Source organism: Enterobacter sp. K510, assembly GCF_055804875.1.
Genome location: NZ_JBNRLQ010000003.1, coordinates 182,139 through 203,809, shown reverse-complemented (window position 1 = coordinate 203,809; position 21,671 = coordinate 182,139). Strand labels below are relative to the sequence as shown.

The following is a 21,671-nucleotide window of genomic DNA, read 5'->3' as shown; positions in this document are numbered from 1 at the left end:
CATTGCGTCAACCGCAGGATGTGTCCTCGTTATGTCAATTCAGAAAATCGCCCGGCTGGCGGGCGTTTCCGTCGCCACGGTGTCGCGCGTGCTCAACAACAGCGACTCCGTGAAAGCGAAAAACCGCGAACGGGTGCTGGCGGCTATTCAGGAAAGCAATTATCAGCCCAACCTGCTGGCCCGCCAGCTGCGCACCGCGCGCAGCTATATGATCCTCGTGCTGGTTTCCAATATCGCCAACCCCTTTTGCGCGGAAGTGGTGAAGGGCATTGAAGAAGAAGCCGAAAAAAACGGCTACCGCATTCTGCTGTGTAATTCCGGCTCTGACGTGGCGCGTTCCACCTCGGCGCTGAAATTGCTTTCCGGCAAAATCGTCGACGGCATTATCACCATGGACGCCTTCAGCAAATTGCCGGAACTGACCGCCATGATTGGCCAGGCCCCCTGGGTGCAGTGCGCCGAATACGCCGATTCCGGGAATGTCTCCTGCGTCGGCATTAACGACGTTGACGCCGCCCAGCACGTGATCGGGAAACTGGTGGCCGGTGGTCGCCAGCGCATTGCGCTGATCAACCACGATCTCAGCTATAAATATGCCCGGCTGCGCGAGCGCGGCTATAAAACCGGACTGCATCAGGCCAGGCTGGACTATAACGCCGTGGAATATGCCAGCGAACTGAGCTTTCGCGCGGGCGTTGCGGCGATGGAAAAACTGTTGCAGGGCGACGTGCGCCCGGACGCGGTCTTTGCGGTATCGGACACCCTGGCGGCAGGGGCGATGCTGGCAATTGCTAACGCCGGACTGAAAACGCCGGAAGATATCGCGGTCGTCGGCTTTGACGGCACGGCGCTGGCGGAGATGGTTTCGCCGCCGCTCAGCACCGTTGAGCAGCCTTCTCAGGACATTGGCCGCACCGCGGTCGGGTTACTGCTGAATAAAATTGATAACCCGGACGCGCCCGCCCAGCGGGTGATGATGGACTGGCACTATATTTCTCGCCTCAGCGCGTAGTTTTTAAGGGAGTGTTCCGGTGAACCGGCAACGACAAGCTGATCTTTTTCTCGTCCTGACCACCATGATTGCCGCCTGCGGCTGGATCTTCTCCCGTGAAGCCATTGCCGGGATGCCGGTATTCGCTTTCCTTGCGCTGCGTTTTTGCGGCGGCGCGCTGGTGCTGCTGCCGTTCTGCCGCGGCCAGCGCATTGCCCGTACCCAGCTCAAGCCGGTAGTGATAAGCGGCCTATGGATGGCGCTCAACCTGTGCCTGTGGATCTGGTCGGTGTCGGTGACGCCGTCGCTGGGGGAGGGGGCGTTTATTATGAGCCTCTCCATGCTGTTCGTGCCGCTGGTGGCCTGGGGCATGATGGGCGTGCGTCCGGCGCGGGCCTACTGGGAGTGCCTGCCGCTGGCGATTATCGGGCTGGCGCTGTTAAGCCTGCACGTGCCCATCACCTTTCACGCAAGCCAGGGCTGGTTTTTACTCACCGCCTTTGTGCAGTCGATCTCTTTTTGCTACACCAGTCGCGTCGCCCGCGACGTGCCGCTGATCCCGCTCACCACCGCGCAGCTGGCCATCACCGGCCTGAGCGCGCTGTTGATCTCCGCGCTGTTTGAGCCCTGGACGCAGGGCATCAGCCTCAGCACCTTTGGCTGGCTGATCGCCAGTATTTTCATCGCCACTGCGCTGCGCTTTGGCCTGCAATTGCAGGGGCAAAAACACGCCGCCGTCGCCAGCGCCGCCATCATTATGGTGCTGGAGCCGCTGCTGACGGTGATCGCCGCCTCGGTGTGGTACGGCGAACGGCTGCCGCTGCAGAAGATCATCGGCGGCGTGCTGATCCTCGTGGCGCAAATCTGGTTCCGCTGGCGGATGGTGAAACGGCTGCCTGCGTAGGGTTACTGTTTGTCGGTGCAGACCGGCATCAGGTGCTGACGACCGCAGACCGCTGCCGTCGCCAGCGCCAGCATCATCACCACTTCCACGGCGAGAAAGCCGCTCAGCGCCGACGAATAATTTCCCTGGCTGCGCGCCAGCAGATGCAGGAACAGACCCCCTAACACCGCCGGGCCAAGGCCGAGCGTCGCCTGTTGCAGCGTGCTGAGAATGGCGCTGCCCGCTCCGGCATCACGGGCGGCGATATCCCGCATCCCGATACGATAAAAGCTGTTCACAATTAACGCCTGTCCGTAGCCAATCAGCGCCGTGGACGGGGCCAGCGCCAGCGCGCCCACCACCCGGCCGGAGGCGGTCAGCGTGGCGATCAGCGCCAGCAGGCCGAGCACCTGAATGGCGATGCCGGTCAGCAAAATGGTGCTGGTGGCGTGGCGGGCAATCAGTCTGGGGGCATAGCAGGCGGAAACAAAATAGGCGACGCCGAGCGCGATAAAACTGTTTCCCGACTGCCACGGCGCCATGCCCATACCCGCCTGCATCGTCAGCGCCATACAGAACATAAAGCCGGACCAGGCGCTGAAAAACAGCAGGGCGATAAGAATACCGAAACGGATGCTGGCGAGCTTCAGCAGGCGTGGCGGCAGCAACGGTTGCAGGCCACGCTGTTGCTGGCGCGCGGCATCGCTGCGCATCCACAGCGCCAGCGGGATCACCGCCAGCAGCGCCGCCGTTGTCGGCCACGGCCAGTGCAGTTCCGGGCCGAGGGCCAGCGGGAACAGCAGACAACAGAGGATCAGCGCCAGCAGCAGCGTGCCGCGCCAGTCGATACGTGACGGCGCATCGCTGCGGGTTTCCGGCACGTAACGAGGCGTCATCGCCAGTACCAGCAGACAGATCGGCACGTTAATGAAAAAGGCATTCCGCCAGCCCAGCCCGGCGATATCCGCCGACACCAGCCAGCCGCCGCCCATCTGCCCGATGATAAAGGCGATGCCGCCAATGCCGCCGTACAGGCTGATGGCTTTCGCCCGCGCGCTGCCCGACAGCGTAACGTGCAGGGTAGCGAGAATTTGCGGCACGATCAGCGCCGCGCCCATGCCCTGCAACGTGCGGGCAGCCAGCAGCGCGCCAACCGAGTTCGCCATGCCGCACAGCAGCGAGGCGAGGCCAAAAGCCGCCACGCCCCACATAAACACCCGGCGACGACCAAGGTTGTCGCCGAGCTTACTGCCCATCGCCAGACAGACCGCAAAGGCCACGCCGTACAGGGCGACGATCAGCTCCAGCTGGGTGGCGCTGGTGTGCAGCGAGCCGGTAATGGAATCAAGGGCCACATTGGTAATTGAGGTGTCGATCAGCGGTAACATTTGTCCGGTCAGCAGGACGATCAGCGCCGCCCGACCCGGCGAAACAGCAGCGGTATTCATGGTAACTCCATTGCGTCATTCATCAGATGGACGTAGCATCGCGGAATCATTAAACGGGTACCAGTTCTTGCTTATACTGGTACTGGCACTACCATGCTGGGGATGATTATGACGATGCTGGTTGACCGGGCGGCGACGCTGACCATTCAGGATGAGAACCGCAAACAGCTTGGCGCGTTCTTACGTGCGCGGCGGGAAAGCCTTGATCCGCAGCGTCTGGGGCTGCCGCGCAGCGGGCGGCGGCGCACGCCAGGCCTGCGACGCGAAGAGGTGGCGATGCTCGCCGATGTCGGCGTCACCTGGTACACCTGGCTTGAGCAGGGGCGGGAGGTGAATCCCTCAGCAACGGTAATGCAGGCCATTGCCACTGCGCTGCAATGTTCCCCCACCGAAACCCGGCATCTGTTTGTGCTGGCTGGCTTAACGCCTGGTGAAATCCCGCCGTTGTCCGGCTGCGAACTGATCAGCGACGGCACACGCCGACTGCTCGACAGTCTCAATCCGCAGCCCGCCAGCATCCAGCGCCCGAGCTTTGACATCGTGGCGTGGAACGACAGCTTTAGCCGTCTGATGGGCGTTGATTTTGCGCAGATCCCCGACGATGAGCGCAACTGTATCTATCTGTATCTCACCAATCCCGTCTGGCGCAGCCGCCTGGGAGTGAGTGATACCGTGTTGCAGACCTTTGTGGCCTATTTCCGCGCGGCGATGGCGGAACACCGGGGCGAGCCGTTCTGGGAGAATAAACTGGCGCGCTTTTTTGCCGTCTCGCCGGAATTCGAGGCGCTGTGGCATAAACGCTATGAGGTGTCTGGCGTAGAAAATAAAATAAAAACCTTCAGCCATCCGCAACTGGGGGAATTCACCTTGCAGCAGATGTACTGGTATTCCGCGCCGCGTAACGGCTCGCGGCTGCTGGTTTATCTGCCGGTCGATGCGGCGGGAGAGCAGGCGCTGGCATTTCTGGCGCGCGGCTAAGCAGCGGCAGTATTATTCCGGGCGAATACGCTGACGCGCTTTTTTCGGCAGGCGGTCCACCACCAGATGCCAGGCGTCGAGGACCAGATCTTCCACCAGTCCTTCGCTGATATCCTCGCCGGCGTAGACTGAGATCCAGTGTTTTTTATTCAGATGCCAGCCCGGCTCAATGCTCGGGTAGATCTGCCGGTTGAGCAGCGATTTTTGCGGATCGGCTTTCACGCTGACCAGCGGACGCCCGCGGGCGGTGGCGGTCATCATGAAAATCTTACCGTTGACCTTAAAGACGTCGATGTCAGGACCAAAGGGCCAGCAGTGCTCGGTAAAGGGGAGTTCCAGCGCCACGCGATGCGCGCAGGTCTGAAGTTTTTTGCTGTCCATTATTCGTCCTCAATGGACAGGGCGCGCCACATCGCTTCAAAGCCGTGGGCTTTAATATCTACTGCGCGCGCGGGCTGGCGGCTGGCGAACTCCATGGTGGTTTCCGCCAGCGATAAAAACAGCGCATCGCCGAAGGCGCGAAATTCTTCCGTCATAAATACCGGCAACAATGAACGGCGACACAGCTGACGCAGTTCCGGGAACATGTCTTCCACGATTTGCAGCGTTTCGGGGGTGATCTTTTCGCTGACGGCGAGCTGGCGGATCGCCCCATGGCCGTTGAGATTACAAATGCCCCAGTCGATATAGCGATTCCAGATATGGCGGGTAAAACGCTTTGGATCGCTCTCCGAACGGTCGAGATCCGCCAGCATTGCCTGGCAGAGATCGCTTTTCAGATGCACATAGAGGGCGTTTAAGAGGTCGTCTTTCGTGGCGAAGTAGCGAAACAAGGTGCCTTCCGCCACGCCCGCTTTACGGGCAATGAGCGCGGTGGACGCCGTGATGCCGGATTGCGCAATAGCTTCTGTCGCCGCATCCAGCAGGGCCTGCTTCTTATCTTCACTTTTCGGACGAGCCACTACAGATTTCCTCACATTGGGCAAAAACGCTGATTGAATCATGCCAGACGCGATGTCGCAACGCTCTGTGTCAAAGATCGAAAATCGACTTGACGACTTTCGATGCCTTTCTATAATGAGTGCTTACTCACTCATAATCAAGTTTGCACTTATCGTTCCAGCGGACAGGAGCGATTTTTTTTGAGCCAGGATATGAAACGACTCCTTTTCAGCGTGGTTATTGTCATGTTAGTCGCAGCAACGGCCAGTTTACCTTTTGTCCTGAATGCGGGCTTCGGCCAGCCGCCGCAGGGCGCACAGCTTACTGAAGTGGAAAAATCGCCGCACTATCGTGACGGTCAGTTTCATAACGCGCTGCCCACGCCGGGTTTTACCGGTAAGAAAAATATGCTGGCGGCGTGGTGGGAGTTTCTGGTTACCAAACGCGAGAACGCCCGTCCGGCGCAGCCGCTGCCGATGGTGAACACCGATCTGGCGGGCCTGCCGTTGCAGGAAGACACCGTCGTCTGGCTGGGGCACTCATCCTGGTACATGCAGCTGGCAGGCAAACGCATTCTCATCGACCCGGTGTTCAGCAATTACGCCGCGCCGTTTTCCTTTATCAATAAGGCCTTTGCCGGAGAGTATCCGTGGCGGGCAGAGACGATGCCGGACATCGATCTGCTGATTATTTCCCATGACCATTACGATCATCTCGATCACGCCACCATTACCGCGCTGCTGCCGAAAGTGAAGCGGGTGGTGACGCCGCTTGGTGTGGGATCGCATCTGCGCTACTGGGGTATGGATCCGGCGATTATCACGGAAGCCGACTGGAACCAGGCGGTGCAAATCAGCGAAGATCTGCGCGTGCACGTGCTCCCCGCGCGGCATTTCTCCGGGCGCGGCCTGAAGCGTAATCAGACGCTATGGGCCAGCTTTATGCTGGAAACCCCGGCGCGCAAGGTTTACTACAGCGGCGATACCGGCTACGGCCCGCATTTCAGGGCGATAGGCGAGCAGTTCGGCAGCGTCGATCTGGCGATCCTTGAGAACGGTCAGTACGACGAAGACTGGAAATACATTCATATGATGCCGGAAGAAACCGCGCAGGCTGCCGTTGATCTGCATGCCCGCGCCGTTTTACCCGGTCACGCCGGACGCTTTGTGCTGGCAAAACACACCTGGGACGACCCGTACAAACGCCTGGCCACAGCCAGTGAGAACCGGGATTACCGGCTGCTTACGCCGCGCCTGGGCGAACCTGTACATGCCGCCGACGCGCTACAGCAGTTCAGCGCCTGGTGGCGGTAATCCATCCTGATATAACTTTCGAAGAGCAGAGGGGGAGAAAAATGACTATTTCCGCTCAGGTTATCGACACTATCGTCGAGTGGATCGACGACAATCTGCATCAGCCTTTGCGGATTGATGACATCGCCCGCCACGCAGGTTACTCAAAGTGGCACCTGCAACGCCTGTTTATGCATTACAAGGGTGAAAGTCTGGGGCGTTATATTCGGGAACGTAAACTGCGGCTGGCCGCGCGGGATCTGCGCGACACCGATCAGAAGGTTTACGATATTTGCCTGAAATATGGCTTTGATTCACAGCAGACCTTTACGCGAATTTTTACCCGCACTTTCCATCAGCCGCCGGGAGCCTATCGCCGCGAGAATCACGGCGTAGCGCATTGAGATCCAGAGCAGGGGCGGGGCTTAGACCCAGTCCCTGACCTGAATAAATTCACTCAGTGCCGCTTCCGGGCTGCCGGTTTCCGGCTGATAGTTATATTCCCACGCCACCTGCGGCGGCAGCGACATCAGGATCGATTCGGTGCGGCCGCCGGTTTGCAGGCCAAACAGCGTTCCGCGATCCCACACCAGATTAAATTCCACATAACGCCCGCGACGATATAACTGGAAAGCGCGCTCGCGCTCGCCGAACGGCAGCGATTTGCGTTTTTCGACAATCGGCAGATAGGCGCGGGTATAACCTTCGCCCACCGCCTGCATAAAAGCAAAGCACTGCGCAAAGTCCGGGGTATTCAGATCGTCAAAGAACAGCCCGCCGATGCCGCGCTGCTCGTTGCGGTGTTTTAAGAAAAAATAGTCGTCGCACCATTTTTTGTAGCGCGGGTAGACGTCTTCGCCAAACGGCAGGCAGAGATCCCGGGCGGTACGGTGCCAGTGCACGGCATCCTCTGCAAAACCGTAAAACGGCGTCAGATCAAAACCGCCGCCAAACCACCATACCGGATCGGCGCCGGGCTTTTCGGCAATGAAAAAGCGCACGTTGGCATGGCTGGTGGGCACATACGGGTTATGTGGATGCACCACCAGCGAGACGCCCATCGCCTCAAAAGAGCGTCCGGCCAGCTCCGGGCGGTGCGCGGTAGCCGAGGCGGGCATCGCCGCGCCATAAACGTGGGAAAAATTCACGCCCGCCTGCTCAAACACGCCGCCGTTGCGAAGCACGCGGGTACGCCCGCCGCCACCGGCTTCGCGCTGCCAGTTATCTTCCAGAAAGTTTGCGCCGTCGACGGCGGAAAGCTGCTGACAGATCTCGTCCTGTAATTGCAGCAGGAAGGCTTTTACCAGGTTAGCGTCAGGTGTGGTCATTAACGTTTTCTCGAATGCGCTTTCTGGTTATCGAACCAGTTGAAGTAACTGATGACGCCTGACGCAATGGCGCTGGCGATCTTCTGACGAAAGGCGGCGGTGCCGAGCAATTTTTCTTCCGCCGGATTGGTGATGAATGACGTCTCCACCAGCACCGAGGGCACGGAGGGCGACTTCAACACCACAAACGCCGCCTGTTCCGTGTGCTTACTGTGCAGACGATGCACCGGTTTAATCTGCTTCAGAATATGCGAGCCCAGCGTCAGGCTGTTTTTGATGGTGTCGGTCTGCACCAGGTCGAACAGCACCTGCTGCAAAAGGTGATCTTTATCGGTGGCTTTTTTACCGGCCAGCTCATCCACGGCGTTCTCGCGCTCTGACAGGTATTTCGCCATCGCGCTACTGGCCCCCCGGTTGGAGAGGGCAAACACCGACGCACCCGCGGCGCTGGGATTGGTAAAACCGTCCGCATGGATCGACATAAACAGATCCGCGCCGTGCTTATGGGCAATCTCGACGCGATCGTAGAGCGGGATAAAGGTGTCCCCGGTGCGCGTCAGACGGGCATCGATGCCTTTACTGCGCAGAATGGAGCGCACATTTTTGGCGATCGCCAGCACCACATGCTTCTCTTTCGAGCCGTTACCGCCAATCGCGCCGGTATCAATACCGCCATGACCGGGATCCAGTACCACGACACGGCGTGCGCCGCTTTTTTTCGCCTTCGGCTGGCTATGACTGTTGGCAACCTTCAGCGACGCTTCTTCTTTGGCGAGGGCTTTTGACATGCCGGACAGCGTAAGAACGGCCAGACCGGCTTTGAGCACCTGGCGACGCGAGGTGAGTGTTTTTAAGGGTTTGAATGTGTTCATACGGCCTGAACTGTAAAAAAGGGGTCCGTGGTGTTATATCGTATCGTGTTATCCGTTACGACACTCGTTGTTAAGAATTGTTTTACTTTTCATTTCAATACGTGACAGAGTCCTATTATGCCATTTTTTCGCGCTGACTTCGCCGGATATTGGTTTCCCCGGCACTTCACGCCATAATCAACGTTTTAGCCTGAAAAGAGTAGGTCAAACCATGGAGATACGCGTATTTCGCCAGGCCGATTTCGAAGAAGTCATTACCCTGTGGGAGCGTTGTGAACTCCTGCGCCCGTGGAACGATCCGGAAATGGATATCGAACGTAAGGTAAATCATGACGTCAGCCTGTTTCTGGTGGCGGAAGTGAACGGGGAAGTGGTGGGTACCGTAATGGGTGGCTACGACGGGCATCGCGGTTCGGCCTACTATCTTGGCGTGCATCCGGAATATCGCGGGCGCGGCATCGCCAATGCGCTGCTCAATCGTCTTGAAAAAAAGCTGATTGCCCGCGGCTGCCCGAAAATTCAGATCATGGTGCGTGAAGATAACGACGTGGTGCTCGGCATGTATGAACGTCTGGGCTACGAGCACGCCGACGTGCTCAATCTGGGCAAGCGCCTGATTGAAGATGAAGAATATTGAGTTTTTACCCGCCGATTTTGACCAGCACGGACGCTTACGCCTGCCCCTGATGCTCTGGTGCGTGCTGTTATTACAGGCGCGCACCTGGGTGCTGTTTGTGATGGCGGGGGCATCCCGTGAGCAGGGCAGCGCGCTGCTGAGCCTGTTTTATCCGGACCACGATCTGTTCTGGTGGGGGCTGTTACCGGGTCTTCCGGCAGTGCTGACGTTTTTGTTCAGCGGGCGTCGTCAGCACTATCCGCGCTTGTGGCCACGGTTGCGTGGCCTGTTGATCCTGGCGCAACTGGCGCTGCTGGTCTGGCAGCCGCTGCTGTGGTTGACGGGCGAGGACATCTCCGGCACGGGGTTAACCCTGCTTGCGATCGACAGTTTTGCCCTCTGGTGGTTGCTCACCGACCGCCGTCTGCGCGCCTGCTTCACGCCGGAGGCGTAACCATGGCACTTTTTGCCGTTCTGGTACTCAAACTGGCGTTAACTGAAATAAAAAGGAAGTCATCATGAAATCGCTGCGTTTACTGTTATGCGCTACGCCACTGCTGCTTACCGGCTGCTCCACGCTCAGCAACGTTAACTGGTCGGCGGCAAATCCGTGGAACTGGTTTGGCTCATCACTGGAAGTCACCAAAGAGGGCGTCGGCGATCTGACGGGCAGCACGGCGCTTAACGAAGAGGCCATCAACGCGGCGCTGGGCGGAGATTATCGCCTGCGCAGCGGCATGAAAACCGAAAACGGCGCCATTGTGCGTTATTTCGAAGCGCTGAAAGGCGACGAACTGGCGATGGTGATCCAGGGCGAGCAGGGGACGGTCAGCCGTATCGACGTGCTGGACAAGGACATCGAAACCGCCAGCGGTACCGCCATCGGCACGCCTTTTGGCAATCTCTATGAGAAAGCCTACGGCAACTGTGAAAAAGCCACCGGCGACGACAGCAGCGCCGTGGAATGCCGGGCGAAAGAGAGCCAGCACATCAGTTATCTGTTCAGCGGAAACTGGAGCGGCCCGGAAAACCTGATGCCTGCCGATGACGCCCTGAAAAACTGGACGCTGACGAAAATTATCTGGCGTCGCTAATTTGCGGCGGATCATCTGTCCCTGAGAAAAAACGGGTACAATACGCCCATCAATGCCACGGTCGCGTGGCATCTTTTTTTCAGGAGCGATCGATGTCTCAGGTACAGAGCGGCATTTTGCCGGAACATTGCCGTGCGGCAATATGGATGGAAGCAAACGTCAGGGGCGACATCAACGCCCTGCGTGCAGGCAGTAAAATTTTTGTCGATAAACTGGCCACCTTTCAGGCAGCATACCCGGACGCGGCCCTCGGCGCGGTTGTGGCCTTCGGGCATAACGTCTGGCGCGAGCTGAGCGGCGGCGTGGGCGCAGCCGAACTGAAAGATTTCGTGCCTTACGGTAAAGGGCTGGCCCCCGCGACCCAGTACGACGTGCTGATCCATATTTTATCCCTGCGCCATGATATTAACTTTTCCGTCGCCCGGGCGGCGCTGGAAGCCTTCGGCGATGCGCTGGAGGTGAAAGAAGAAGTGCACGGTTTCCGCTGGGTGGAAGATCGCGATCTGAGCGGTTTTGTCGACGGTACCGAAAACCCGGCGGGCGTGGAAACGCGCACTGAGGTGGCGGTGATCAAAGACGGCGTGGACGCGGGCGGCAGCTATGTATTTGTGCAGCGCTGGGAACATAACCTGAAACAGCTGAACCGCATGAGCGTGCCGGATCAGGAGATGATGATTGGCCGCACCAAAGTCGCCAACGAAGAGATCGACGGCGATGCGCGCCCGATCACCTCGCACCTGTCCCGCGTCGATCTGAAAGAGAACGGCAAGGGGCTGAAAATCGTCCGTCAGAGCCTGCCTTATGGTAAGGCCAGCGGCACGCACGGCCTTTACTTCTGCGCCTACTGCGCCCGCCTGTACAACATTGAACAGCAACTGCTGAGCATGTTTGGCGACACCGATGGCAAGCGCGACGCCATGCTGCGCTTCACCCGTCCGGTCACCGGCGGTTACTATTTTGCGCCGTCGCTGACGCGGTTATTAGCGCTGTAAAAGCCCTGTTGATTCGCAGGCCGGGTAAGCCTTAGCGCTACCCGGCAATTTCCCTGCTGCCTTATTCTCTTTTCAACTTGCAAATCACCAAACGGTATATAAAACCGTTACTCCTTTCGTACTGCTTATAAATAAACTGTGATCCGAACAGTCTTTCTACTTATAAGGGTGCGCACCGCCATGACCAAACTGAAAAAAGGATATCTGACGCTTGCAGCATCCCTGTTGCTGGTGGCTCAGGCGCAGGCAACGGAACTGCTTAACAGCTCCTATGATGTCTCCCGCGAGCTGTTTGCCGCCCTGAATCCGCCGTTTGAACAGCAGTGGGCGAAGGACAATGGCGGCGACAAACTGACCATCAAACAATCCCATGCTGGTTCTTCAAAACAGGCGCTGGCGATCCTGCAAGGCCTGAAGGCTGACGTGGTGACCTACAACCAGGTGACTGACGTGCAGATCCTGCACGACAAAGGCAAGCTGATCCCGGCGGACTGGCAGAGCCGTCTGCCGAATAACAGCTCGCCGTTTTACTCCACCATGGCGTTCCTGGTGCGCAAAGGTAACCCGAAAAATATCCACGACTGGAACGATCTGGTGCGTTCTGATGTGAAGCTGATCTTCCCGAATCCGAAAACCTCCGGCAACGCGCGTTATACCTATCTGGCGGCCTGGGGCGCTGCGGCAAAAGCCGACGGCGGCGATAAAGCCAAAACTGAAAAATTCATGACCCAGTTCCTGAAAAACGTCGAAGTCTTTGATACCGGCGGACGCGGCGCGACCACCACCTTTGTGGAGCGCGGTCTCGGCGATGTGCTGATCACCTTTGAATCGGAAGTAAACAACATCCGCAAACAGTATGAAGCGCAGGGCTTTGAAGTCGTGGTGCCGAAGGTGAATATCCTCGCGGAATTCCCGGTCGCCTGGGTGGATAAAAACGTTAAGGCCAATGGCACAGAGAAAGCGGCGAAAGCTTATCTGAACTGGCTGTACAGCCCGCAGGCGCAGACCATCATCACCGATTACTACTACCGCGTGAACAATCCGCAGGTAATGGAAAAACTGCAGGATAAATTCCCGCAGACCGACCTGTTCCGCGTGGAAGATCAGTTCGGCAGCTGGCCTGAAGTGATGAAAACCCACTTCACCACCGGCGGCGAGCTGGACAAACTGCTGGCGGCGGGGCGTAGCTGATGTTTGCCATGTCGACCCGGCGCGTGCTGCCGGGCTTTACCCTGAGTCTTGGCACCAGTTTGCTGTTCGTCTGCCTGATTTTATTACTGCCGTTAAGCGCGCTGGTGATGCAGCTGGCGCAAATGAGCTGGGCGCAGTACTGGGAAGTGATCACTAATCCGCAGGTGGTGGCGGCCTACAAAGTCACGCTGCTGTCGGCTTTTGTGGCGTCTATTTTCAACGGCGTGTTTGGCCTGCTGATGGCGTGGATCCTCACCCGTTACCGTTTTCCGGGGCGTACGCTGCTCGACGCGCTGATGGATTTACCCTTCGCGCTGCCCACGGCGGTGGCGGGCTTAACCCTGGCGTCGCTGTTTTCCGTTAACGGCTTTTACGGCCAGTGGCTGGCGCAGTTCGATATTAAAGTCACCTATACCTGGCTTGGTATCGCGGTGGCGATGGCCTTTACCAGCATCCCCTTTGTGGTGCGTACCGTACAGCCGGTGCTGGAAGAGTTAGGTCCGGAATACGAAGAAGCCGCGCAAACCCTGGGCGCAACCCGCTTACAGAGTTTCCGCAAAGTGGTGATGCCGGAGCTTTCCCCGGCGCTGCTGGCGGGCGTGGCGCTGTCCTTTACCCGTAGTCTGGGGGAGTTTGGCGCGGTGATTTTTATCGCCGGTAACATCGCGTGGAAAACGGAAGTGACATCGCTGATGATTTTCGTGCGCCTCCAGGAGTTTGATTATCCGGCGGCGAGCGCCATTGCCTCGGTGATCCTCGCGGCATCCTTACTGCTGCTGTTTTCCATCAATACCCTGCAAAGTCGCTTTGGCCGGCGTGTGGTAGGTCACTAATGGCGGACGTTACCCAATTGAAACGCTTTGACGCGCCCCGTATTAACTGGGGCAAATGGTTTTTAATTGGCACCGGGATGCTCCTTTCTGCGTTCATCCTGCTGGTGCCGATGATCTATATCTTCGTGCAGGCCTTCAGCAAAGGGCTGATGCCGGTGCTGCAAAACCTTGCCGATCCGGACATGCTGCACGCCATCTGGCTGACGGTAATGATTGCGCTGATCACCGTGCCGGTGAACCTGGTGTTCGGCATTCTGCTGGCCTGGCTGGTGACGCGCTTTGATTTTCCGGGCCGTCAGCTGCTGCTGACGCTACTGGATATTCCGTTCGCCGTCTCGCCGGTGGTCGCCGGTTTAGTCTATTTGCTGTTTTACGGCTCCAATGGGCCCCTCGGCGGCTGGCTGGACGCGCATGATATGCAGATCATGTTTGCCTGGCCCGGCATGGTGCTGGTGACCATCTTTGTGACTTGTCCTTTTGTGGTGCGCGAGCTGGTGCCGGTGATGTTAAGCCAGGGCAGCCATGAAGATGAGGCCGCCATTTTGCTCGGCGCGTCCGGCTGGCAGATGTTCCGCCGCGTCACCTTACCCAATATCCGCTGGGCGCTGCTCTATGGCGTGGTGCTGACCAATGCCCGTGCCATCGGCGAGTTTGGCGCAGTGTCGGTGGTGTCCGGCTCGATCCGCGGTGAAACCTTGTCGCTGCCGTTACAGATAGAATTGCTGGAGCAGGATTACAACACGGTAGGCTCCTTTACCGCCGCCGCCCTGCTGACGTTAATGGCTATTTTGACCCTGTTTTTAAAGAGTGGGTTGCAGTGGCGTTTGCACAATCAGGAAAAACGCGCGCAACAGGAGGAACATCATGAGCATTGAGATCGCCAACATTAAGAAGTCATTCGGACGCACCCAGGTGCTCAATGACATCTCGCTGGATATTCCTTCCGGACAAATGGTAGCGCTGCTGGGGCCGTCCGGCTCCGGGAAAACCACGTTGCTGCGTATTATTGCCGGGCTGGAGCACCAGTCCAGCGGTCGCATCCGTTTTCAGGGCACCGACGTCAGCCGTCTGCATGCCCGCGATCGTAAAGTTGGCTTCGTGTTCCAGCATTACGCGCTGTTCCGCCATATGACGGTATTCGACAACATCGCCTTTGGCCTGACGGTGCTGCCGCGTCGCGAGCGTCCGGATGCCGCCGCCATCAAAGCGAAAGTGACCAAATTACTGGAGATGGTGCAGCTGGCGCATCTCGCCGATCGTTACCCGGCCCAGCTATCCGGCGGGCAGAAACAGCGTGTGGCGCTGGCCCGCGCGCTGGCACCGGATCCGCAGATCTTACTGCTCGACGAGCCTTTCGGCGCGCTGGATGCGCAGGTGCGTAAAGAGCTGCGCCGCTGGCTGCGTCAGTTGCATGAAGAACTGAAATTCACCAGCGTGTTCGTCACCCACGATCAGGAAGAGGCAATGGAAGTCGCGGATCGCGTGGTGGTAATGAGTCAGGGCAACATCGAGCAGGTGGATGTGCCGGAGCAGGTGTGGCGCGAACCGGCGACCCGCTTTGTGCTGGAATTCATGGGCGAAGTGAACCGTCTGAAAGGCACGGTACGCGGCGGGCAGTTCCACGTCGGCGCGCACCGCTGGCCGCTGGGTTATACGCCAGCCCATCAGGGGGAAGTGGATCTGTTCCTGCGCCCGTGGGAAGTGGACATCAGCCGTCGTACCAGTCTGGATTCGCCGCTGCCGGTGCAGGTCATCGAAGCCAGTCCGAAAGGGCATTATACGCAGCTGGTGGTGCAGCCGCTGGGCTGGTATGACGAACCTTTAGCCGTAGTGATGCGCGGAGATGATGCGCCGGTGCGCGGCGAACGGCTGTTTGTCGGCCTGCAACACGCGCGTCTGTACCACGGCAATGAGCGAATCGAAAATCACGAAGAACTGCCGCTGGCGGAATCCGCGTGAGGACGTAATGCCCGGTGGCGCTTCGCTTACCGGGCCTACATAATGGCTCCTTACCTGTAGGCCGGGCAAGCGAATGTGCCGCCCGGCAAAAAAACACAACCCTGTCGCTTTTTTATTTCCTCCACACACTCGAAATGCAGGTAAGGTCACACTGACTTTCATTCCACTGCCATTTCCTCATAATGACTTGTCATTCATTATGCGCTCTAATAAAACCCATAAATGGTAATACCTGTTATCAGGAGCGCCAGCATATGGATATTAAATTAAGTCAGGATTTTTTCCTGTCGGACACCCATGCCTTTTGTCTTTTTAAATTAAACAATCAGGCCATGGCAGATATTCACGGGCATGAATTCGATGAGTTGGTAATTGTATGTGGTGGCTGCGGATTTCATGTCATTAACGATCAGGTTGAGTTAATTCACCAGGGTGATTTTTTTTACGTGTCGGCAAATGATGTACATTATTATAATCAGACTAGTCATTTGTCACTTATCAATATACTGCTTCACAAACAGCGTCCGTTTCATTTTATTCATCATGTAGATGATCTGCTGGTAATGGTAAAAAAACACACCGTACCCTTTACGCAGCACTATCAGCCGCTTGGTGAAAATGAACTCCGGCAGGTGATCGCCGAGGCGGCAGCAGTAAGCGCACGACGCGATGACAGCTATGACTGCGCCTATTTTGCGCATACAGAGTCGCGGCTGCTGGGGATCTTCTCCACGCTGTATCAGCGTATCGAACAGTCGGCGCATCGCACTGCTCCGGGCGGCAACGGTGTTCTGTATTTATTGAATTATATCCGCCATAACTACCTGCAACAGATTAACTGGCAGAGCTTGTGCGAAACGGCAGGGCTTTCCCAGCGCACCATGTATCGAGCTTTTCACGATCTGACCGGAGTTACTCCGCAAAAATTCCAGCAAATTTTTCGTTTATTAAAAGCGCAGGAGAAATTGCGTACCACCGATTTGCCAGTGAAAACTATTGCCACGCATTGTGGCTTTATTAATGCCCCGCATTTAACCGAAATGTATAAAAAACACTTTTCACGTACGCCCACACAGGAGCGCCAGTTAAGCCGTTCGGTCAGCGAAACATGATCCTCTAATGGGTGGTCAATAATAAGGAAATGGAGTGAATGTTATGGATAAAAATACACAACCGAATGCCTGGTATGTGGGCGTCGTTTCGGGCATGGCGTCTTATATCGACTCAGCGGCCATTGTTTCTAATGGCACTGCGCTGGTTATTTATCAGAAAGCGATCGGCACCACAGCGACAGAAATTGGCATTTTGTCGGGCATATTAACCTTATGCATCGCACTGGGTGCCTGCGTCGGCGGGCGTCTGGGGGATCGCCTCGGCAGGCGTAACGTCTTTATCACCACCATGGCGATGATCGTGGCCGGTACGCTATTACTGGCGTTTGGCAAACTCTTCCCGCTGTTATTTATCGGCACAGTACTGGTGGGGCTGGCGACCGGGGCCGATCTACCGGTATCGCTCGCCACCATCGCCGAAGCCGCCAGCGATACGAATCGCGGCAAGATCATTGGACTGTCGAATTTGCTGTGGACGCTGGGCATTGGCACCACCATGGCGATCTCCGCCGTGGTGGGCGGCTGGGGGGCGACGGGGGCGCAAATCATGTATCTGCATGTGGGCGTGGTGGCGGCAACGCTGCTGGTGCTGCGCTGGTGGATCCCTGAATCCCCGCTGTGGCTGACGGCACGTGATGAGCGATTACGCGGCGTGAGCACGGTGCGTGCGCAAAAGGTGGCGTTTAAAGATCTGCTGCGCGGCAAATATGCCTGGCCATTTTGCGCGTTGTGTCTGTTTTATTCCTTCACCAATCTGGCGGCAAATACCGGCGGGCAGTTTGGTACCTATGTGGCGGTTAACGTCGTCGGCATCAGCGTGGAGCAAAATTCCTTGTGGAACCTGCTCATCATGCCGGTCGGCATGGTATCGGGACTGCTGTTTATGAAGATGGTGGATACGGCGCACCGGATGCGGGTATTTGTCGCGGGGGCCTGTTTTTTTGCCGGTGGGTTCTTGATGCCGGTGCTGCTGAGCTTTTCGCCGCTGTCGTGGTTCTGCTGTCTGTTGTTTACCGGCATCGGCAGCGGTCTGGCGTTTGAGGGCATCATGAAAGTCTGGTCGCAGGAGTCTTTCCCCACCATGCTGCGTTCCACCGCGCAGGGCGCTATTGTCGGCCTGTCACGCCTCTCCTGCGGCATTCTCGCCTTTGTTACCCCGGTGTTGCTCGATGCCGGGCCTGTTGTGCTCTACACCATTTTATCTTCTATCGTCGCCTCGGGGCTGTTGATCGGCTGGCTGTGCTTCCATGGCCAGCAGCGCAATGAATTCAGCCTTGAGGCCAGCGAATTACAGGACGAATTTAAACACCTTCAGCAATAAGGAGTCAGAATTATGCTGGCAGTAAGCAAGATCACCCTCAATTATGAACCCGGACTGTGCGGCGTGGACGCATTTCCGCTGGTGGGCTGGCAAATTGTCAGCGATCGGCAAAACGTCTATCAACAAAGCTGGCGGCTACAGTGCAGTACGGACACCGCGTTTTCACAGCTTCACTATGACAGCGGTGTGGTTACGGATAACGCGTCGGCGAATATCACGCTGCCGGACATCCCGCTATTGCCTTCGACGCGCTATTTCCTGCGCGTGTGTATCAGCGATAACGATGGCGAACAGAGCCGCTGGAGCGAGGCCGCAGAATTCGTCACTGGTATGCTAAATGCCCCCTGGCAGGCGGATTTTATCTCGGCGGAAACGCCGGAAAATCGCCACCAGTCGAACGGCACCTTGCTGCGTCATACCTTCAGGCTGGCAGATAAAGCTATCGCGGTGGCCTTTGTCCACGTCACCGCACTTGGGCTTTACCATCTTTATCTCAATGGCCAACGGGTGGGCAATGATGAACTGGCCCCCGGCTGGACAAGCTATAAGCAGCATTTGCTGTATCAGACCTGGGATGTCACAGCACAACTCCGTCAGGGCAAGAATGCCATTGGCGCGGAAGTAGGCGCAGGCTGGTTTAAAGGGGACATGGGCTTTATGCGGCACCGCAATTTTTACGGTGAGCAAACGGCGCTGCTCTGCCAGCTGGTGGTTCGCTATGACGACGGGACACAGCAGGTGATCGGTTCCAATGACGGCTGGCGCACGGATGCCTCGCCGATCCGCTTTTCCGAACTCTACGATGGCGAAGTGTATGACGCCCGGCTGGTGCAAGATGGCTGGGCGAATACGGAGTTTGACGATCATGGGTGGCGTCCGGCCAGCGTGGTGACTTTTAACCGGCAGGCGCTGACCGCTCAGGGCGCAGGTAAGGTGAAGGCGCAGGAAACGCTGTTGCCTCAGGCTATCATCACCACGCCGCAGGGCGATACGGTGATTGATTTCGGCCAGAATATGAGCGGCTGGGTGGCGTTTTGCGTTAACGGCCAGCGTGGCGACAGGGTGGTATTGCGCCATTTCGAAACGCTGGACGCTCAGGGAAATGTCTATCTGGACAATCTGCGCAGTGCGCAGCAGCGCATCGAATACATCCTTAGCGGCGATGGCGAAGAAACTTACCATCCACACTTCACCTTTCAGGGCTTTCGCTATGTAAAAGTGGAGCAGTATCCGGGCCGGATTGAGGCTGAGAATTTTAAAGCCATTGTGCTGCATTCGGATATGCAGCAAACCGGGCGATTTAGCTGTTCACACGCAGGCCTTAATCAGTTACATCATAATATTTTATGGGGACTGAAGAGCAATTTCGTCGATGTGCCGACGGACTGCCCGCAGCGTGACGAGCGGCTGGGATGGACGGGCGATGCGCAAATCTTCTGCCGCACCGCCAGCTACCTGATGCAAACGCGCAACTTTTTCGCCAAGTGGCTGACCGATCTGAAAATCGACCAGACGCCGGAGGGCGGCGTTCCTCATGTTATCCCGGATATTCTGACCGGACACTGCGAGGCTGACCGTTTTCTGTCTGAAGGGGGAACGCATTCGTCCTCTGCATGGGCCGATGCAGCGGTGGTGATTCCCTGGACGCTGTACCTGATGTACGGCGATACCCGCATACTGGAAACGCAGTATGACAGCATGAAAGCCTGGGTCGATTTTATGCATGCCCATGCTGACAATCACTTGTGGCGCTATAAATTGCAGTTCGGTGACTGGGTGGCGCTGGATGCCGCCGAAGGCAGCTATTTCGGCGCTACGCCGGATGCGCTGATTTGTACCGCCTGGTATGCGTATTCCACCGGGCTTTTCGCCCGCGCGGCGGCAGTGCTGGGTCGCCATGATGATGCGACGAATTACCGGGCGTTATATCAGGCCATTGTGCAGCGCTTTCACAGCGACTTTTTCACCGCTGACGGCGCGATGACCGCCAGAACCCAGACGGCGCATATTCTGGCATTGTATTTCAATCTTGTTCCCGATGCCTGGCGTCAGCGCACGGTAGATACGCTGGTGGAATTGTTGGCGGAACAGGAGGGACATCTGGTAACAGGCTTCGTCGGCACACCCTATTTTTGTCATGCGCTGAGTCAGAACGGGCGGATCAACGAGGCATGGGCTTTGCTGATGAAAGACGATTTCCCGTCATGGCTGTATCAGGTGAACGCCGGGGCGACCACCATCTGGGAGCACTGGGACGGCATCAGACCGGATGGTTCAATGTGGAGTCCTGACATGAACTCCTTTAATCATTATGCCTACGGAGCGGTAGGGGAGTGGTTATATCGTGCGGTGGCGGGTATTGAGGTCGACGAGGCACAGCCCGGCTTTAAGCACGTCATTATTTCCCCGCTGCCGGGCGGTGAGGTGAGTTTTGTTGATGCCGGTTATCAGTCACTGTATGGCGAAATCGCCGTGCACTGGTGTCGTGTTGATGGGCGCATCCGACTAAGCGTGCGTATTCCGGCAAACACTACCGCCACGCTGAAACTCGCCGCCTGCGAGATTATTGTGGCGGGCGGGCTGGCGTTTACGCTACACGGTTCGCAATGGTGTGCAACAACCGGCTCGGGGGCGTATCAGGTGGAATATCTGCCTGCTGACGATAAGGCATAAGGGCTTTTGCCGGGCGGCGCATTCGCTTGCCCGGACTGGGTTGGTTTGCATGCCCGGTAATCGTAGCGCCATCGTGCAACACAGAAACGTCACAGTGAATATAGACCTGACCGGGCGTGGCTGATAAGTTATCGCCATCTTGTTTTTGCCGGGTGGTCCAGGTCTGGGTTATGCATGTAAGCCCGGTAAGCGAAGCGCCACCGGGCTTTTTATTGGACAGCGTTTGTGAATACATTAGAAGACACTATCGGCAATACGCCGCTGGTGAAACTCCAGCGCATGACTCCGGATAACGGCAGTGAAATCTGGGTCAAGCTGGAGGGCAATAACCCGGCGGGATCGGTAAAAGATCGCGCGGCTTTATCGATGATCGTTCAGGCGGAAAAGCGCGGTGAAATTAAACCCGGCGATGTGCTGATCGAGGCCACCAGCGGGAATACCGGCATTGCGCTGGCGATGATCGCCGCGATGAAAGGCTACCGCATGAAATTGCTGATGCCGGACAACATGAGCCAGGAGCGCAGGGCGGCAATGCGCGCCTATGGCGCTGAACTGGTGCTGGTCAGCAAAGAGCAGGGTATGGAAGGCGCACGCGATCTGGCGGCTGAGATGGCGCAGCGCGGCGAAGGCAAGCTGCTGGATCAGTTCAATAATCCTGATAACCCTTACGCACACTACACCACCACCGGGCCGGAAATCTGGCAGCAAACCGGCGGGCGGATCACTCACTTTGTCTCCAGCATGGGTACCACCGGCACCATCACCGGCGTATCCCGTTTTCTGCGCGAGCAGGAAAAAGCGGTGACCATTGTCGGCCTGCAACCGGAAGAGGGCAGCAGCATTCCCGGCATCCGTCGCTGGCCCGCTGAATATATGCCGGGGATCTTTAATGCCGCGCTGGTGGACGAGGTACTGGATATTCATCAGCGTGAAGCGGAGAATACCATGCGCGAGCTGGCCACCCGGGAAGGCATCTTCTGCGGCGTCAGTTCAGGCGGCGCGGTCGCCGGGGCGTTACGCGTGGCAAAGGCCACGCCGGGCGCGGTCGTGGTGGCCATTATCTGCGATCGCGGCGATCGTTATCTCTCCACCGGCGTGTTTGGTGAAGAGAGTTATTCTCAGGGTTCAGGCATCTAAAGGAGGCAA

At 57.5% G+C, this 21,671-nt stretch carries 22 protein-coding genes; 17 read left to right on the top strand and 5 right to left on the bottom strand.

The genetic code is table 11. The features are described 5' to 3' along the window. Window positions 1–31: 31 nt before the first annotated feature. Complete coding sequence (locus tag ACQUTD_RS06430) at window positions 32–1,012, top strand: LacI family DNA-binding transcriptional regulator (RefSeq protein WP_318376756.1); 981 nt, start codon at window positions 32–34, stop codon at window positions 1,010–1,012. Window positions 1,013–1,031: 19 nt separating this feature from the next. Continuing rightward, the gene (locus tag ACQUTD_RS06425; RefSeq protein ID WP_318363306.1) at window positions 1,032–1,895 is read left to right on the top strand and encodes a DMT family transporter; all 864 of its coding nucleotides are present in this window, start codon (window positions 1,032–1,034) and stop codon (window positions 1,893–1,895) included. Window positions 1,896–1,897: 2 nt separating this feature from the next. On the opposite strand, the gene ACQUTD_RS06420 is transcribed toward ACQUTD_RS06425, so the two are convergent. Continuing rightward, a complete protein-coding gene (locus ACQUTD_RS06420) occupies window positions 1,898–3,322 on the bottom strand; it encodes an MFS transporter (RefSeq protein WP_473274162.1) in 1,425 nt (474 codons plus the stop codon). A 108-nt stretch (window positions 3,323–3,430) separates the two neighbouring features. On the opposite strand from ACQUTD_RS06420, the gene ACQUTD_RS06415 reads away from it, so the two are divergent. Then, entirely contained in the window at window positions 3,431–4,300 is an 870-nt protein-coding gene (locus ACQUTD_RS06415; RefSeq protein ID WP_321987030.1) for a helix-turn-helix transcriptional regulator, read from the top strand. Between the two features lie 12 nt (window positions 4,301–4,312). Here ACQUTD_RS06415 and ACQUTD_RS06410 read toward each other — a convergent pair whose 3' ends face one another. Further along, window positions 4,313–4,681: an MmcQ/YjbR family DNA-binding protein gene (locus tag ACQUTD_RS06410; RefSeq protein WP_473274165.1), complete on the bottom strand. Its 369-nt coding sequence runs from the start codon at window positions 4,679–4,681 to the stop codon at window positions 4,313–4,315. Continuing rightward, window positions 4,681–5,262 carry a TetR/AcrR family transcriptional regulator gene (locus ACQUTD_RS06405; RefSeq protein WP_321987032.1) on the bottom strand — a complete coding sequence of 194 codons (582 nt, stop codon included), beginning with the start codon at window positions 5,260–5,262 and terminating at the stop codon, window positions 4,681–4,683. Before ACQUTD_RS06405 ends, ACQUTD_RS06410 begins: the two co-directional genes overlap by 1 nt. A gap of 192 nt (window positions 5,263–5,454) precedes the next feature. On the opposite strand from ACQUTD_RS06405, the gene ACQUTD_RS06400 reads away from it, so the two are divergent. Both ACQUTD_RS06400 and ACQUTD_RS06395 read left to right on the top strand, forming a co-directional pair. After that, the gene (locus ACQUTD_RS06400) at window positions 5,455–6,555 is read left to right on the top strand and encodes an MBL fold metallo-hydrolase (protein ID WP_473274167.1); all 1,101 of its coding nucleotides are present in this window, start codon (window positions 5,455–5,457) and stop codon (window positions 6,553–6,555) included. A 41-nt stretch (window positions 6,556–6,596) separates the two neighbouring features. Then, the gene (locus ACQUTD_RS06395; RefSeq protein ID WP_321987034.1) at window positions 6,597–6,938 is read left to right on the top strand and encodes a RamA family antibiotic efflux transcriptional regulator; all 342 of its coding nucleotides are present in this window, start codon (window positions 6,597–6,599) and stop codon (window positions 6,936–6,938) included. Window positions 6,939–6,959: 21 nt separating this feature from the next. Here ACQUTD_RS06395 and hemF read toward each other — a convergent pair whose 3' ends face one another. Both hemF and amiA read right to left on the bottom strand, forming a co-directional pair. Beyond that, a complete protein-coding gene (hemF, locus tag ACQUTD_RS06390) occupies window positions 6,960–7,862 on the bottom strand; it encodes an oxygen-dependent coproporphyrinogen oxidase (RefSeq protein ID WP_473274169.1) in 903 nt (300 codons plus the stop codon). After that, entirely contained in the window at window positions 7,862–8,734 is an 873-nt protein-coding gene (gene amiA / locus ACQUTD_RS06385; RefSeq protein ID WP_318363313.1) for an N-acetylmuramoyl-L-alanine amidase AmiA, read from the bottom strand. The genes hemF and amiA overlap by 1 nt, the downstream gene beginning before the upstream one ends. A 211-nt stretch (window positions 8,735–8,945) precedes the next feature. On the opposite strand from amiA, the gene ACQUTD_RS06380 reads away from it, so the two are divergent. The 12 genes from ACQUTD_RS06380 to cysM all read left to right on the top strand — a co-directional run bounded on the left by ACQUTD_RS06380 (window position 8,946) and on the right by cysM (window position 21,662). After that, window positions 8,946–9,371, top strand: a complete 426-nt coding sequence (locus tag ACQUTD_RS06380) for a GNAT family acetyltransferase (RefSeq protein ID WP_072567657.1) — start codon at window positions 8,946–8,948, stop codon at window positions 9,369–9,371. Continuing rightward, window positions 9,358–9,804, top strand: a complete 447-nt coding sequence (locus ACQUTD_RS06375) for a DUF2919 family protein (RefSeq protein ID WP_473274171.1) — start codon at window positions 9,358–9,360, stop codon at window positions 9,802–9,804. Before ACQUTD_RS06380 ends, ACQUTD_RS06375 begins: the two co-directional genes overlap by 14 nt. Before the next feature lie 64 nt (window positions 9,805–9,868). Continuing rightward, complete coding sequence (locus tag ACQUTD_RS06370; protein ID WP_473274173.1) at window positions 9,869–10,444, top strand: RpoE-regulated lipoprotein; 576 nt, start codon at window positions 9,869–9,871, stop codon at window positions 10,442–10,444. Window positions 10,445–10,536: 92 nt separating this feature from the next. Continuing rightward, a complete protein-coding gene (locus tag ACQUTD_RS06365; protein ID WP_473274175.1) occupies window positions 10,537–11,436 on the top strand; it encodes a Dyp-type peroxidase in 900 nt (299 codons plus the stop codon). A gap of 180 nt (window positions 11,437–11,616) precedes the next feature. Next, on the top strand, window positions 11,617–12,627 hold the full coding sequence (locus ACQUTD_RS06360; RefSeq protein WP_072567661.1) for a sulfate ABC transporter substrate-binding protein: 1,011 nt from the start codon (window positions 11,617–11,619) through the stop codon (window positions 12,625–12,627). Next, window positions 12,627–13,460 carry a sulfate/thiosulfate ABC transporter permease CysT gene (gene cysT, locus ACQUTD_RS06355; protein WP_072567662.1) on the top strand — a complete coding sequence of 278 codons (834 nt, stop codon included), beginning with the start codon at window positions 12,627–12,629 and terminating at the stop codon, window positions 13,458–13,460. The genes ACQUTD_RS06360 and cysT overlap by 1 nt, the downstream gene beginning before the upstream one ends. After that, window positions 13,460–14,335, top strand: coding sequence for a sulfate/thiosulfate ABC transporter permease CysW (gene cysW / locus ACQUTD_RS06350; protein ID WP_072567663.1), 876 nt, complete (start codon window positions 13,460–13,462; stop codon window positions 14,333–14,335). The genes cysT and cysW overlap by 1 nt, the downstream gene beginning before the upstream one ends. Beyond that, entirely contained in the window at window positions 14,325–15,419 is a 1,095-nt protein-coding gene (cysA, locus tag ACQUTD_RS06345) for a sulfate/thiosulfate ABC transporter ATP-binding protein CysA (RefSeq protein ID WP_473274181.1), read from the top strand. The genes cysW and cysA overlap by 11 nt, the downstream gene beginning before the upstream one ends. Window positions 15,420–15,673: 254 nt before the next feature. Further along, a complete protein-coding gene (locus tag ACQUTD_RS06340) occupies window positions 15,674–16,531 on the top strand; it encodes a helix-turn-helix domain-containing protein (RefSeq protein ID WP_473274183.1) in 858 nt (285 codons plus the stop codon). A gap of 43 nt (window positions 16,532–16,574) precedes the next feature. Beyond that, window positions 16,575–17,852, top strand: a complete 1,278-nt coding sequence (locus tag ACQUTD_RS06335) for an MFS transporter (protein ID WP_473274185.1) — start codon at window positions 16,575–16,577, stop codon at window positions 17,850–17,852. Between the two features lie 12 nt (window positions 17,853–17,864). Further along, window positions 17,865–20,525 carry a family 78 glycoside hydrolase catalytic domain gene (locus tag ACQUTD_RS06330; protein ID WP_473274186.1) on the top strand — a complete coding sequence of 887 codons (2,661 nt, stop codon included), beginning with the start codon at window positions 17,865–17,867 and terminating at the stop codon, window positions 20,523–20,525. Window positions 20,526–20,750: 225 nt separating this feature from the next. After that, window positions 20,751–21,662, top strand: coding sequence for a cysteine synthase CysM (cysM, locus tag ACQUTD_RS06325; protein ID WP_072567668.1), 912 nt, complete (start codon window positions 20,751–20,753; stop codon window positions 21,660–21,662). The last annotated feature ends 9 nt before the right edge of the window (window positions 21,663–21,671 follow it).

What these genes read in the sequence shown, in the direction of transcription:
- amiA (WP_318363313.1), bottom strand. Translation starts at nt 8,734, where the DNA reads ATGAACACATTCAAACCCTTAAAAACACTCACCTCGCGTCGCCAGGTG.
- ACQUTD_RS06365 (WP_473274175.1), top strand. Translation starts at nt 10,537, where the DNA reads ATGTCTCAGGTACAGAGCGGCATTTTGCCGGAACATTGCCGTGCGGCA.
- cysA (WP_473274181.1), top strand. Translation starts at nt 14,325, where the DNA reads ATGAGCATTGAGATCGCCAACATTAAGAAGTCATTCGGACGCACCCAG.
- ACQUTD_RS06410 (WP_473274165.1), bottom strand. Translation starts at nt 4,681, where the DNA reads ATGGACAGCAAAAAACTTCAGACCTGCGCGCATCGCGTGGCGCTGGAA.
- cysT (WP_072567662.1), top strand. Translation starts at nt 12,627, where the DNA reads ATGTTTGCCATGTCGACCCGGCGCGTGCTGCCGGGCTTTACCCTGAGT.
- ACQUTD_RS06430 (WP_318376756.1), top strand. Translation starts at nt 32, where the DNA reads ATGTCAATTCAGAAAATCGCCCGGCTGGCGGGCGTTTCCGTCGCCACG.
- ACQUTD_RS06375 (WP_473274171.1), top strand. Translation starts at nt 9,358, where the DNA reads ATGAAGAATATTGAGTTTTTACCCGCCGATTTTGACCAGCACGGACGC.
- ACQUTD_RS06395 (WP_321987034.1), top strand. Translation starts at nt 6,597, where the DNA reads ATGACTATTTCCGCTCAGGTTATCGACACTATCGTCGAGTGGATCGAC.
- ACQUTD_RS06420 (WP_473274162.1), bottom strand. Translation starts at nt 3,322, where the DNA reads ATGAATACCGCTGCTGTTTCGCCGGGTCGGGCGGCGCTGATCGTCCTG.
- ACQUTD_RS06330 (WP_473274186.1), top strand. Translation starts at nt 17,865, where the DNA reads ATGCTGGCAGTAAGCAAGATCACCCTCAATTATGAACCCGGACTGTGC.
- ACQUTD_RS06370 (WP_473274173.1), top strand. Translation starts at nt 9,869, where the DNA reads ATGAAATCGCTGCGTTTACTGTTATGCGCTACGCCACTGCTGCTTACC.
- ACQUTD_RS06380 (WP_072567657.1), top strand. Translation starts at nt 8,946, where the DNA reads ATGGAGATACGCGTATTTCGCCAGGCCGATTTCGAAGAAGTCATTACC.
- ACQUTD_RS06400 (WP_473274167.1), top strand. Translation starts at nt 5,455, where the DNA reads ATGAAACGACTCCTTTTCAGCGTGGTTATTGTCATGTTAGTCGCAGCA.
- ACQUTD_RS06335 (WP_473274185.1), top strand. Translation starts at nt 16,575, where the DNA reads ATGGATAAAAATACACAACCGAATGCCTGGTATGTGGGCGTCGTTTCG.
- ACQUTD_RS06360 (WP_072567661.1), top strand. Translation starts at nt 11,617, where the DNA reads ATGACCAAACTGAAAAAAGGATATCTGACGCTTGCAGCATCCCTGTTG.
- hemF (WP_473274169.1), bottom strand. Translation starts at nt 7,862, where the DNA reads ATGACCACACCTGACGCTAACCTGGTAAAAGCCTTCCTGCTGCAATTA.
- ACQUTD_RS06340 (WP_473274183.1), top strand. Translation starts at nt 15,674, where the DNA reads ATGGATATTAAATTAAGTCAGGATTTTTTCCTGTCGGACACCCATGCC.
- ACQUTD_RS06415 (WP_321987030.1), top strand. Translation starts at nt 3,431, where the DNA reads ATGACGATGCTGGTTGACCGGGCGGCGACGCTGACCATTCAGGATGAG.
- cysW (WP_072567663.1), top strand. Translation starts at nt 13,460, where the DNA reads ATGGCGGACGTTACCCAATTGAAACGCTTTGACGCGCCCCGTATTAAC.